The organism is Paenibacillus favisporus (assembly GCF_040545415.1).
Lineage (GTDB): Bacteria > Bacillota > Bacilli > Paenibacillales > Paenibacillaceae > Paenibacillus_AQ > Paenibacillus_AQ favisporus.
In genome coordinates this window covers 772443-785153 of sequence record NZ_JBEPLV010000002.1, presented here as the reverse complement: position 1 = coordinate 785153, position 12711 = coordinate 772443, and the positions used below count along the sequence as shown (strand labels likewise).

General features: G+C 44.6%; 12 protein-coding genes and 1 riboswitch. Of the genes, 2 read left to right on the top strand and 10 right to left on the bottom strand.

The window, feature by feature from the left end:
• Nucleotides 1–114: 114 nt before the first annotated feature.
• Complete coding sequence (locus tag ABID47_RS11605) at nucleotides 115–792, bottom strand: DUF1796 family putative cysteine peptidase (RefSeq protein ID WP_354496798.1); 678 nt, start codon at nucleotides 790–792, stop codon at nucleotides 115–117.
• A gap of 299 nt (nucleotides 793–1091) precedes the next feature.
• On the opposite strand from ABID47_RS11605, the gene ABID47_RS11600 reads away from it, so the two are divergent.
• Entirely contained in the window at nucleotides 1092–2282 is a 1191-nt protein-coding gene (locus ABID47_RS11600) for a GDSL-type esterase/lipase family protein (RefSeq protein ID WP_354496796.1), read from the top strand.
• A 167-nt stretch (nucleotides 2283–2449) separates the two neighbouring features.
• Here the strand turns inward: ABID47_RS11600 and ABID47_RS11595 are convergent, their stop codons facing one another.
• From ABID47_RS11595 to ABID47_RS11560, 8 genes are all read right to left on the bottom strand, one after another.
• The gene (locus ABID47_RS11595; protein WP_354496794.1) at nucleotides 2450–2683 is read right to left on the bottom strand and encodes a glutaredoxin family protein; all 234 of its coding nucleotides are present in this window, start codon (nucleotides 2681–2683) and stop codon (nucleotides 2450–2452) included.
• 22 nt (nucleotides 2684–2705) lie between these two features.
• Nucleotides 2706–2909, bottom strand: a complete 204-nt coding sequence (locus tag ABID47_RS11590) for a heavy-metal-associated domain-containing protein (protein WP_152401705.1) — start codon at nucleotides 2907–2909, stop codon at nucleotides 2706–2708.
• A 55-nt stretch (nucleotides 2910–2964) separates the two neighbouring features.
• Nucleotides 2965–5400: a heavy metal translocating P-type ATPase gene (locus ABID47_RS11585; RefSeq protein WP_354496791.1), complete on the bottom strand. Its 2436-nt coding sequence runs from the start codon at nucleotides 5398–5400 to the stop codon at nucleotides 2965–2967.
• Between the two features lie 244 nt (nucleotides 5401–5644).
• Nucleotides 5645–5995, bottom strand: a complete 351-nt coding sequence (locus ABID47_RS11580) for a metal-sensitive transcriptional regulator (RefSeq protein ID WP_285854921.1) — start codon at nucleotides 5993–5995, stop codon at nucleotides 5645–5647.
• 210 nt (nucleotides 5996–6205) lie between these two features.
• Nucleotides 6206–7651, bottom strand: a complete 1446-nt coding sequence (locus ABID47_RS11575; protein ID WP_354496789.1) for an MFS transporter — start codon at nucleotides 7649–7651, stop codon at nucleotides 6206–6208.
• Nucleotides 7652–7882: 231 nt separating this feature from the next.
• Complete coding sequence (locus ABID47_RS11570; RefSeq protein ID WP_354496787.1) at nucleotides 7883–8962, bottom strand: sensor histidine kinase; 1080 nt, start codon at nucleotides 8960–8962, stop codon at nucleotides 7883–7885.
• Nucleotides 8959–9651, bottom strand: coding sequence for a response regulator transcription factor (locus tag ABID47_RS11565; RefSeq protein ID WP_354496785.1), 693 nt, complete (start codon nucleotides 9649–9651; stop codon nucleotides 8959–8961). The genes ABID47_RS11570 and ABID47_RS11565 overlap by 4 nt, the downstream gene beginning before the upstream one ends.
• A 243-nt stretch (nucleotides 9652–9894) precedes the next feature.
• Nucleotides 9895–10095, bottom strand: coding sequence for a copper ion binding protein (locus tag ABID47_RS11560; RefSeq protein WP_076169045.1), 201 nt, complete (start codon nucleotides 10093–10095; stop codon nucleotides 9895–9897).
• Between the two features lie 170 nt (nucleotides 10096–10265).
• Here ABID47_RS11560 and ABID47_RS11555 point away from each other — a divergent pair, with 170 nt between their 5' ends.
• The gene (locus tag ABID47_RS11555; protein ID WP_435530620.1) at nucleotides 10266–11777 is read left to right on the top strand and encodes a multicopper oxidase family protein; all 1512 of its coding nucleotides are present in this window, start codon (nucleotides 10266–10268) and stop codon (nucleotides 11775–11777) included.
• Nucleotides 11778–11847: 70 nt separating this feature from the next.
• Here ABID47_RS11555 and ABID47_RS11550 read toward each other — a convergent pair whose 3' ends face one another.
• Complete coding sequence (locus ABID47_RS11550) at nucleotides 11848–12318, bottom strand: C40 family peptidase (protein WP_354496780.1); 471 nt, start codon at nucleotides 12316–12318, stop codon at nucleotides 11848–11850.
• 4 nt (nucleotides 12319–12322) lie between these two features.
• Nucleotides 12323–12454, bottom strand: a riboswitch (cyclic di-AMP (ydaO/yuaA leader).
• Nucleotides 12455–12711 lie beyond the last annotated feature (257 nt).

Below are 12711 nucleotides of genomic sequence, written 5' to 3'. Positions count from 1 at the left end.
GAAAGAAGTCCTGCGGTTTCTTTTTTTTAGAAGCTCGACATGTTTGGTCAAGGAGAATAATGAACCAAAGTGAAAACATAACATCGTGTGCAACTTTATTCCCCGCTACCAATACTACCAATGCCCCGTTAAAGACTGACCGTTCATGGTACAATCCCAAGCGGATTCATGATAGGGCTCATCGAGGGGAACCTGCAACGTAGCGATGCCGTCATGTCCCCAATCAATCTCTTGAATCGACTGCAACCCGGATACGGTCTGCATGAATAGTATTTTGCAGTTGCCCGGAGTCAACGAGGATACGACAGCATGAAGCTTGACGGCTTCCGCTTCCCCGATTTCTCCCCACCTGATGAACAGAACAGAACGACTGTGATCGAGCACATGTAAAAACCTTTGAATTCGACGAATAAGTCTCTCACTGTACACGCCGTAGGTGGCCGTCCAATCCTGGTAGGGGATAACGGGGAAATCATGGACGGAGATAACATTATAGCGTGTATCTAGAATATAATGAGCGTTATGATATGTCCCGGCTCCTTGCGGTACTGCGATTCCGTCTTCTAAATAGGCAGAAGTGCCTTCAATCTTCCGGAGCTGCCCAAGATCCATAAAACCTTCGAACCGATTCTCTAACAACCGGGTCACGTCCGTGACCGAATTCGAGATCATCCAGTCTAACGGAAAGGAGAAACGTCGCAGCTGACGTCGCCACAAAAAGATGGATGGCCCGCACCAGCTTCCCAAGCCGATTATAATGTCATAAGCACCTTTCACGTTCTCTATCTTCATACTCGTCACCACTTTCTAGATGCTAGATTTGATATATTCTATGCGCTCTAATGACAAGCCGTATAGACGTATGGACGCGCAGGGCGTCTGCTGATAAGTTTTTTCGGTAAGGTGCTATTTTGTCCTACCTATAGTTTGGTTTACGTCGTCTAAAATCTAATTTTAATTGCATCAATCCAATAGAAATGTTCCATCCACTTGTTCACTTACGGGCTAGTTACATTGCATGTATGGAATTATAATGATATATAAATAGATAAGGGGGGTATACTATCCTGAAGGGAAGGTGAGTATGTAGTATGTCTCAATGGAAAAGATCATGGTATGCGAGTCAAACCCAATTTGACGATCGGTTTTTTGGTCATGCCTTCTCCCATGCTTCATTCGAGAACCAGACTGTACGCATGGTGATACATCCTCATAATTACGGATCGATGTGGCGTATTCAATTCTCTAATCGTTACGGAGTTTATCCTTTAACACTTGACAATGTCACGCTAGCAAGCCACCGCAAGAATGCAAATATTGATGATCAAAATATTGGCAATGTTACATTTAAAGGGTCATCCAAGGTTGTCATACCGGTTGGGAAAGCATTGTATAGTGACCCTATCTCGTATCATGCTGATCTAAGCGCTGATTTAACCATTAGTCTCTATTTGCCCGTTTATACCAAGGTTTCAACTTGGCACTTTTCCCCTGCTCGTTCCACGTACATCGCGCAAGGAAACCAAACTAAGGTGAACGATGGCAAAATATTTGATACTACAACACATTCGTACTATTGGTTAACCGCTTTAGATGTAGAAGTGATGTCTTCAGAAGTTGATCCTGGGGTCTTTGTTGTGATGGGAGACTCCATTACAGAAGGCTATGCTTCCAGTCTAAATGCTAACCAACGTTGGCCAGACTTATTACTGAATCGAATTCGTCAAGTGAGTCATGATCAGCCGTTCCCCTCGATTCTAAACGCGGGACTAACCGGCAACATGATTTTAAGAGATGCAAGAGATGTTGAAGAAGGGGCAGCTCTTGGTTTAGCAAATGCCGGTGAACGAATGCTTGATCGTTTAGAGCGAGAAGGTTTTTCCCAGCCAGGTCTAAAGGGAATCATATTTAATTGCGGCATCAATGATATTTTCGGTGATGCTACCTCGGAACAACTGATAAGAGGGTTGAATGAAATGATCGACCGAACAAAGAAACAACATCTCAAGGTAGCAATATGTACCGTGACACCCTTTGGGAAATCGCATTTTTTTACTGATGAGCGGGAAAAAGTACGTCAAGAAGTGAATCAATGGATCCGTTCTAACGCTCAAACGGATCTAATCATCGACCTGGATCGGACATTGGCGGATCCACAAGAGCCGACTCAAATGCTCCATATTTATGATTCAGGCGACAAAGCTCACCCCAATGACGATGGGAACAAAGCCATAGCGGATGCAATACCATTATCATTTTTTTACGAGTCAAGCCAAAATTAGTAACCCATTTGGTCTAATATCCGCTGTACATTTTAGCAGGTGTTCATCCCGCCTCTTGGCTGGCTCGAACTTGTTCAAGAAATACCAACCTCCAGCAGGTTGCAACGTAAAAGGGCTCTAACTTGGAATTCTACAAGTTAGAGCCCTTTGAACCCTCCAAATCCTATTCATGCCAGTAATGCACTTATTTCCTTGAAGTTTTCTGCAAACCCAATGAACACTTTATCGTCAATAAGGATGGTCGGAACAATTTGTTTACCCGTAAGATTTTTAACTTCTACTGCATATTCAGGGTTTTCTTCGCAGTTATATTCTATATAAGGAACGTTCTGCTCTTTGAAGTATCGCTTCGCATGATTGCAATCACTGCAGGTGGGAATCGTGTAGATTTTTACTGACATGCCCTCACTCCTTTTCCCAATATTAATTAGCGACCTCATACCCTTTACTCCGGATAACATCCTTAATGTCTCCAAGGGTAAATTTTGATTCGTCGTACTTGACCTCAACGGTGCCTTGATCAAAATGAACCTTTCCCTCCACACCGATGGAATTCAATGTTCCTTCAATTTTACGAATGCATGAACGGCAGCTCATTCCATGTACTTTGACGTTTGCATCTTGCATCCTATTCACCTCCTTTCGCTTGCTGTTGGCTATCTTATCCTTTCTGCTGCAATCGTTAGCTGCGTACTTTTACACGCTGCAGCCGAAGTGCGTTCAGTACAACGGATACGGAGCTCAGAGCCATCGCTGCTCCTGCTACCCAAGGTGCCAGCAGGCCGATGGCAGCGATCGGAATGCCAAGGGTGTTATAACCTAGCGCCCAGAATAAATTCTGGCGGATATTACTCATCGTTTTACGGCTCATATAGATGGCGTCCGGGATACTCGTCAGATCGCCACGCATCAAGGTCACGTCCGCCGCCTCCATGGCAACATCCGTTCCTGTCCCAATAGCCATTCCTATATCGGCTGTGGCTAATGCCGGAGCATCGTTAATGCCATCACCCACCATGGCTACGGTTTTTCCTTGGGCCTGCAGGGCTTTAACTTCTTCTGCTTTCCCCTCGGGCAACACTTCTGCACGTACATGATCAATGCCAACCTGGGCAGCGATCGCTTTGGCTGTACGCTCATTATCACCGGTGATCATGATCACCTGAATGCCCATTCCTTTTAAGCGTTGGACAGCTTCTTTAGAAGTCTCTTTAATGGTATCCGCCACCGCAACCATGCCGGCATATTGCTTATCGATCGCTACGAGCATAGCTGTTTTTCCCGTTTCTTCGAGTCTGGACATCGTTTCGTAGGCATGCATAGCATCTACATCGTACTTTTCCATCAATCTTCTAGTACCGATCAGCAGTTCTTTTCCTTCGACGACAGCCTGGATTCCGTAGCCTGGAATAGCTTCAAAAGCTTCTGTTCCAGGAAGGGAAATATTGCGCTCCTGAATGCCGGTCACAATCGCTTCGGCCAAAGGGTGTTCCGAATTTTTCTCCGCAGCACCGACGAATCTAAGGAAATCCTCTTCGTCCAGTTCTGTGAGCACATCCGTAAGTTCAGGTTTACCTTTCGTTACCGTTCCTGTTTTATCCAGGATTATGGCGTCAATCTTATGAGTCTGTTCAAGGTGTTCTCCGCCTTTGAACAAGATCCCGAGCTCTGCAGCACGACCCGACCCGGCCATAATCGATGTTGGAGTTGCCAACCCCAGCGCACATGGGCAGGCAATAACTAGGATGGCGATTGCTTTTTCCAAGGCCTCTGCAAACTCGCCAGGTGTGACTAAGAAATACCAGACCAGGAAAGCGACCACCGCAATACCTACCACAATGGGAACAAAGATACCGGAGATCACGTCTGCCACCCGCTGAATCGGGGCTTTGGAGCCCTGGGCTTCTTCAACCACTTTAATAATCTGCGCCAGCGCAGTTTCCTTGCCGACTTTGGTTGCTTTAATACGGAGCATGCCATTTTTGTTGATGGTCGCTCCAATGACGGCATCTCCGGCGTTCTTTTCGACGGGTAAACTTTCACCGGTTAACATGGATTCGTCTACGGAGGATGTTCCTTCCAGCACCACACCATCAACCGGAACTTTGTCTCCGGGCCGTACAAGAACCATGTCCCCGACAATCACTTCATCGACCGGAATCGTAATTTCCTGACCATCGCGTACAACCAGTGCCGTCTTCGCCTGAAGTCCCATCAGAGATTTAATGGCTTCAGAAGTCCGGCCCTTGGCCAGCGATTCGAACAGCTTACCCATGATGACTAAAGTGATCAGGATCGCACTTGTTTCATAGTACAGTGATGGACCGTGGTGGGCGTTCGCTCCGTCAGTGAACCAGTCAATCGTCAGGTACAGACTGTAGAAATAAGCAGCTGAAGTCCCTAGCGATACCAACACGTCCATATTGGCGCTTCCGTTTCGGAGTGCCTTATAGGCCCCCACATAAAACTGTTTTCCGACATAAAATTGGACCGGTGTTGCTAAAATGAGCTGAAACCACGGGTTCATCAAAATTTCTGGCAGGTAGATCCACGAGGTGAACGAAAAGTGAGCCACCATACTCCACAGCAACGGAATGGACAAGATTGCCGATAAGAGCAGCAATCGTTTCTGATGCTTAATTTCTTGTTTCCGGTGGTCGACCGTTTTCTTGTTCTCCTGCTTCGTTACCGCTTTATAACCGAGCTGCTTAACTTTATTCTGCATATCCGAAATGGAGATGTCAGCTGGCGAATACTCGACTCTTGCCGTTTCCATCGCAAAGTTGACGGATGCGTTGGTAACCCCGGGAAGTTTGCTCAAGCCTTTTTCAATACGGTTAGCACACGCAGCACAGGTCATTCCTTCGAGGTTAAAATCAACGACTTCTTTCGCCGTATCATACCCGAGTTTTTTTATCGTTTCCTCCAACTTATCGACGCCTACCTTACCTGGATCATACGTTACACTTGCTTTTTCCAAGGCAAAGTTCACGTTGGCTGAAGAAACACCTTCCAGTTTATTCAGTCCTTTTTCAATACGATTGGCGCATGCAGCACAAGTCATTCCTGTAATTTGCAGCGTCGTCTGTTTGCTCTCTTTTCCAGCTACGGCTTCCATGTTCATCACTCCTAGAGGATAATGGCAAAGGCATTCTCACAGTTTTAAAACTTGCATGATATTACTTTTTTCATGGGTTGTTATATTAAAGCGTTTATTTTGCTTTCCAACAGCTTCTTTGTATTTAGTATACCCCCCTACCCTATAAACAGTCAACACTTTTCTAGATTCTTTTTGTGTACCCCAGTACCCTATATGATGATCCAAAATAAAAAAGCAGCGTGATCGCTGCCTCTAAAGGTCTTTATTTCATTAACTTATTCATGGTTTTCAATAGCTCATCTAAAACCTCAGTGTCACCTTCTTGGATCCGATCGATAACACAGCTCTTCATGTGATGCTCAAGTAAAAGCTTACCGACCCCATTTAAAGCCGATTGCACCGAGGCAATCTGGTTTAACACATCATCGCAGTAAGTGTCTTTTTCGATCAATCCTTTGATCCCTCGAATCTGACCCTCTATACGGTTCAATCTGGATATCATATTGTTTTTTTCTTTTTCGGAATGATGGCTCTTTCGCCCCAGTTCCTCACTTGAGCAGCACCCTGAATTTTCTGCTAAAGAACTTTCTACCGTCTCCAGTTCAACACTCATTGTCCCTGCCTCCATTCCTGTATAAAGATCCTTACAAACGTATTGGTTTACTTCATATATCACAGCATGATTAATCTCTTGCACTCAATATATACCCCCTACCCCTATAAAGTCAAGTTGATAACACCCATTCATGTCTCTGCCGCCAAATCACCTAAAATTAGCCGGAGTCAAAAAACTTCAGCCACAAGGTGACTGAAGTTAAAAAGATTACATCGATTTAGAGATGTCGGAGCCAGCCTTTTTTGGTGAACGAATGAAAATCAATGCCAATACAGCGCCAATAAATGCAACGATACCCGACCACAAGAATGCAGCTTGAAATCCACTGTTCAGAGCTGCCATTGGATCGCCACCTGCTTGTGCCGAAGTCGTTGTTGCTGCAATGGCAACCATGATCGCCAAGCTGATTGCTGAACCAATCTGGTAGCTTGTATTGGCAAGCCCTGATGCAAGCCCTGCTTCCTCAGGCTTAGCTCCGTTCATGGCAGACATCATGGAAGGAATATAAGCCAGAGACATCCCGAGCGCACCTAAAAGTGAAGCCGGCAGCACATTCGCTAAGAAGGTTCCGTCTACGGGCGTATTCGTGGAGAACAGAATCATCGAACCTCCTAAGGCAGTCAAACCTATCACGATATTCGCTTTTACGCCAATTTTGGCGATGAGCTTGCCCGTTATCGCAATCATGAAAATGGCGATGACAATGGTCATCGGCAGCAATGCGACACCGCCGGTAAAAGCTGAAAATTTCAAAACCTGCTGCATGTAGAGATTGAGGAAGTACCAAAGTGGAATCCATCCCCCTGATAACATTAACAGTGCGATATTACCTGCTGCTAGATTAGGTGCCTTAAAAATTCGAAGCGGTACAAGCGGTTCCTTTTTGACCGCCTGAACAATGAGGAAAAGAATAAATAGTGCTATACCTAAAATCAGGGTCCATATCGTCGTAGGTGCTCCCCATCCGTTATGTTCTGCGGTGACAATCCCATACACCATTAAAACTAATGCCGCCGTAACAAATACGGATCCTACGATATCAATGCTGCCTTTTCTGCGTGTTCCTTTTGCTAAAAGCCCGGGAGACAATATCAGGGCAAGAATTCCGACAGGGACGTTGATCAGAAATGTCCATTCCCAGCTTAACCATTCGGTGATGACACCGCCAAGAAACACTCCCGCCGAACCTCCTGCAGCAGCGGATGCCCCCCAGAATCCCAAAGCCTTTCCTAATTCCTTGGGATTTCCGCTAAACAACATCATAACGATCGTTAGCGCCGATGGTGCAATGAGTGCAGACCCAAAGCCTTGGAGCGCTCGGCCGATGTTGAGTACAGTATCGTTCCATGCTAGCCCTGCAAGTAACGAGGCTGCAGTTAGAATAAGAAACCCCCACATGAACATGCGTTTTTGTCCAAACAGATCAGACAACCGGCCCCCCAACAATAGAAAGCCGCCAAAGAAAATAACATATGCGTTAAACACCCACTGTAAGCTTTCTTGGGAATACCCCAGCGCTTCTTTAATAGCGGGCAAAGCTACCCCGATAATCGATGTATCCATAATCACCATAAAATTCGCAAGGCATAACAATGCGAGTGCCATCCAGCGCCTCGGATCAGCCTGGGCAAGACCTTGAGACTGAGTTGTCATTTCTATAATCCTCCTTTAGAGAGATAAAACCGGTCCTTCATCCCTTTCACGCTCGTGACGGCCGTCAGTGAACGAGGTGATCAATGCCATAAATTCCCGGTTTCGATGTGAATATAGTATAGCCCCCTACCCTATATTGTCAAGCGGTTTATTTTTTTCTTTAACCAATGAATATTGGAACAGCAAAAAACGCCCCGGTAGGAGCGTCATGAATTGCAGTCATTATAAGCCTCACCTTTGTATCGGTAACTGTACGTAAAATTGTGCACCATTTTCACTTTCAGCCCATATCTGCCCACTGTGACGCTCTACCAACGTTTTGGTAATGGCTAATCCAAGCCCACCGCCACCCATTTTACGGCTGCGTGATTTATCTACCCGATAAAAACGCTCAAAGATATGCGGAAGATCCGCTGATGGAATTCCTATGCCATTATCTGAGACGGTAATTTGGACCAGATCTAACCGGACGGTGCCCTTGACTTCAACGGTACCGCCTTCAGGTGTATATTTCAATGCATTAGATAACAGGTTTGTCCAGATTTGAATAAGCCGGCTTTCATCGGCAATCACGCAAACATCGGGTATATCTTTTTTCTCCAGGTTAACTCCCTTTTGTTGAAATGAAGGACGCATGAGGTCCATGACTTGATCCATAGACTTCTTTAAGGAGACTTGCTCAAGCATGAATTGAAAATCGATGGAATTAACGATTTGAAGCTCTTCCAAATCATGAACCAGCTGAATCAAACGGTGAATTTCTTCACGGCTGGACTGGATCCGTTCCGGAGTAGGCTCCCATATTCCGTCTTGAATAGCAGCGAGGTAACTATTCAATGTGGTTAAGGGTGTCCGCAACTCATGGGCAATATTTTCGGTCATAGCGATTCTCAATTTTTCTTGCTGCTCCAGTTGTTCAGCTAAGTGATTGATGGACGCGGCCAGCTCCTCCAGCTCATCTTTGGGCAAACTCTTCAACGGGAGACGGACATCCCGTTTTCCTCGGGCCATGATTAATGTAATATTTTTCATGCTGATTAATGGCGACGAAATCCGTTTGGCGATATACACACTTAACACAAATGAGACGATTAAAGCTCCCCCAATCGTTAAGCCAATGGATTGTATAATCGCTTGCTCCAAGTGAGAATTCAGTGAATCCGCTGAATGCTGCGCTTCGGACATTTCGCGTCCATACATTTGAAAATGGTAGTGGGTTGCATTGATCATAGCAATCGAAGCGATCACCAAAATAAAACCGGTATATAAAATCAGAACTGTGCTTAAGCGAAAGGATAATGTACGTTTCATAAACTTCCCCCATTAAAGCGGTACCCTGCTCCAAAAACAGTCCGGATGAATAATGGGTTCTTCGGGTCCTCCTCCATTTTTTGACGCAAATTTTTGACATGCTGATCAATAATACGCGAGTCTCCATCAAATTCAAACCCCATAACGAGTTCAATCAATTCTTCCCTGGAAAACGTACGCTCCGAGTTTCTCGCCATAACTAAAAGCAATTTATATTCGGATGGGGTTAAACTGATGGGTTTATGTTGCACGAAGACCTGTTTGGCATGGCTATCAATCATCAGACGTCCTTCGCCATATTCTAATCGATCGGCCAGAAGTTCTTGCTGATTGGTTCGCCGCAGTACAGTGCGAATTCTGGCTATGAGTTCTTGAGGATCGAAAGGCTTCACCATATAATCGTCTGCCCCAACCGACAATCCATGAATACGATGTGAAATGGACGATTTAGCTGTCAGCATAATAACTGGTGTGGGATAAGCTGTTCGGATTTTCTGGCATAAATCCTCTCCGTTCATGTCGGGAAGCATAAGATCCAATAAAACCAAATCAAAAGGTTGATTGGCTAATTCATTCCATGCACTCTCCCCTGTAGCCGCTTCGTGCCCTTCAAACCCTTCCTTTTTTAAATAAGCGATGATGACTTCTCTGATTTTCTCCTCGTCTTCAACAACTAAAATTCTACGCATGAATTCCCTCCAAACGTATAGACTGATTCTTTTTTCTACGCCTCAACTTCCGTTCTCTGCAAGACTATAATCAAACAGATCATTTCTCACAACGAAATGACCTGTTATGTTTCTTCCCGATTTTCTTCATTTTGACGACATCAATGCCTTTTATTAAGGATTCACTTGTTCCGAGCATAGTTAGAGGCGCCAAGGCTTTCTTGGCACCTCTATATATCACTTCAAGGTTACTTAACTTATTACTTAGACAACATCATAACCCTGGTCTTCGATGGTCTCTTTAATTTTGCTTTCCGTAAGTTTGGTCTCATCGAATTGAACTTCAACAGAGGCGTTGGACAAGTTAACCTTCCCCCCAGCCCCTATTTGCTTAAGAGCTCCTTCAATGGAATTCACACAGTGTTGACAGCTCATTCCGTTTACGTTTAAAGTAATGGTTTTCAATTTCGACTCCTCCTTTCGATTTATCATTAGTATACCCCCCTATAGTATAATATTCAAGCCTAAAGTTATACTACCCCAGCCATCTTCATCATTTCTATACATGTTTACTTTATGATGAATGAGGTTTACATCAAAAGAATTAGAAAGGGGTTCTTCAAATGAAAGCAGCGATATTAAGAACAATAATCCTCGCCAGCTCGGTGGCCGTTTTTGCTGCTGGCTGCTCGAAAGTAAGCAATATGAACGGTATGGATCATTCAAAAATGAGCATGGGTTCAAACTCCACTTCCAACTCCAGTGAATCCGCTACATCCGCTAAACTGACAACAGCAACACCTGTTGTGGATGGTAAAGAATTCACCATAACCGCACAGGAGAGTAATCTCGAAGTGGAAAAGGGAAAAACCATTCCTGTTTGGACATTTAACAACTCGGTTCCCGGTCCACAAGTCCGGGTAAAGGTTGGGGATACGGTCAAAATAAACTTGAAAAATAACCTCAAGCAGCCTGTCTCCATCCATTGGCACGGCTATCCGGTTCCCAACAACATGGACGGAATTCCAGGAGTCACACAAGATGCTGTCGAACCCGGAAAGACCTTCACCTATGAATTTAAAGCTACCGTACCGGGTACTTATTGGTACCATTCACATCAAGACAGTGTGAATCAAGTGGACAAAGGCTTGTATGGTTCTCTTGTAGTCGAAGACCCCCAAGATACAGCTGACCGCGATTACACCCTTGTGCTCGATGAATGGATGAGTTCTGAAGATATGAACATGGATAACGGTGGGATGAATATGGCAGGACATGATATGAGTATGTATGACCTTTATACGATCAACGGAAAAACAGGTGATGCGATCGATAAGCTTACCGTTAAAGAGGGTGAAAAAGTAAAACTTCGGTTGATTAACGCCGGCTACATCACGCACCGGATGCATTTACACGGTCATTCCTTTAAGGTTGTTGCATCCGACGGGCAGCCCGTGAATGACCCGGCTGTGATCAAGGATCAATTCGTCTCGATTGCTCCCGGTGAACGGTATGACATTGAATTTACCGCAGATCATCCCGGAACCTGGTTACTTGAAGAACACGCGAAGGATAATCGAGCACAAAATATGAGAGCCATGATTCAATACGAAGGTTCCAATGCGAAGCCCGACCCTTCCGATGCCTCCGAAGAACTTCCCGATTTTGATCTGGAGGAGTACGGAAGCCTGTCTGCGTCCGCATTTTCTTTGGATCAAACTTTTGATGAAGTCGTGACAATGAATCTAAATACCGAGATGAGAAATGGAGAGATGGTTTACACGATCAATGGAAAGGTTTTTCCGGACACGGATACAATCAAAGTAAAAAGAGGAGATAAGGTAAAGGTGACCTTTGTAAATCAATCCAAAATGGACGATCACCCGATGCACCTGCACGGCCATTTCTTCCAGGTCTTGAGCAAGAATGGCAAGCCCGTTCAAGGATCTCCGATCATGAAGGACACGCAGAACGTCAAACCTGGCGAAACGTATGAAGTTGCCTTTGAAGCTGACAACCCCGGTGAATGGATGTTCCATTGCCACGATTTACACCACGCGTCCGCTGGAATGGTAACTGATGTGATGTATGATGATTATCAAAATAATTATACGCCTGATCCCAATGTGAACAACGTCCCTGAATAAACAACAAAACGCACCGGCTGACTTCAGCCGGTGCTTTCATTTTTGAATTAGTTGGCTTATCCCGACTAGATCAAATTTCGCTGATCATTTTCAGGTAACTTTGTTGACTCACGACGCGGCGTGCTGTAACATACCGATTTTTATAATATGAATCGGATAATTTGCTAATGGTAACGCCTTTACTGCTTGAAGAGTGTGCAAACTCATTATTGCCGATATAAATACCCGCGTGAGATATTCCCGTACCGTCCGTATTAAAGAATACCAGGTCTCCTGCTCTAAGGTTTTCACGATCTACTGGGGTTCCGACTTGAGCCTGTGTTTTAGATGTGCGGGGTAAATCTAAATTGAATTTATCAAATATGTATAAAATAAAACCGGAACAGTCAAAACCAGCCACTGTTGTGCCACCCCACTGATAAGGAGTGCCTACGACCTTATCCACCTCACTTTCGAGTTTAACGGAACTGGCAAAGGAACTGGTTGCACTTGCTGAAAAAACAATGGCCGCACCTATCAATGACAACATTACTTTCTTCACTATGTAGTTCTCCTTCCGATGCCTACGGAGTTAGCTAAGGGTTCGGTAGAAGGTTCCCTCTATTCTTCAATGAGAATATTTCACCCCAAAATGGTTCCCCCGTTTTCAATTTCAAGAAATTCGGCAATAATTATTAAAAAAATGTAACCCTACATAATGTAGTATATAATCAGATTTTTTGTCAATGCCTAATTTAGAAGATTGTCATTAACCGTACCTTTCCCTACTGGTATTTGTTGAATTTTATTGAAGTTGCAGCGAAAATACATAGAGTTTGTCGATTTCTGTATCCCGAAATCAAGTTACTTATCTGAGTAACGGAACATGTTACACAAGAAAAAACAACAATTTTGTAAAGAATTGATTCCGAGCAAGAAAAAAACCAAGGCAAAT

Coding starts and splice junctions, on each gene's coding strand:
- ABID47_RS11605 (WP_354496798.1), bottom strand. CDS start 792: ATGAAGATAGAGAACGTGAAAGGTGCTTATGACATTATAATCGGCTTG.
- ABID47_RS11600 (WP_354496796.1), top strand. CDS start 1,092: ATGTCTCAATGGAAAAGATCATGGTATGCGAGTCAAACCCAATTTGAC.
- ABID47_RS11595 (WP_354496794.1), bottom strand. CDS start 2,683: ATGTCAGTAAAAATCTACACGATTCCCACCTGCAGTGATTGCAATCAT.
- ABID47_RS11590 (WP_152401705.1), bottom strand. CDS start 2,909: ATGCAAGATGCAAACGTCAAAGTACATGGAATGAGCTGCCGTTCATGC.
- ABID47_RS11585 (WP_354496791.1), bottom strand. CDS start 5,400: ATGGAAGCCGTAGCTGGAAAAGAGAGCAAACAGACGACGCTGCAAATT.
- ABID47_RS11580 (WP_285854921.1), bottom strand. CDS start 5,995: ATGAGTGTTGAACTGGAGACGGTAGAAAGTTCTTTAGCAGAAAATTCA.
- ABID47_RS11575 (WP_354496789.1), bottom strand. CDS start 7,651: ATGACAACTCAGTCTCAAGGTCTTGCCCAGGCTGATCCGAGGCGCTGG.
- ABID47_RS11570 (WP_354496787.1), bottom strand. CDS start 8,962: ATGAAACGTACATTATCCTTTCGCTTAAGCACAGTTCTGATTTTATAT.
- ABID47_RS11565 (WP_354496785.1), bottom strand. CDS start 9,651: ATGCGTAGAATTTTAGTTGTTGAAGACGAGGAGAAAATCAGAGAAGTC.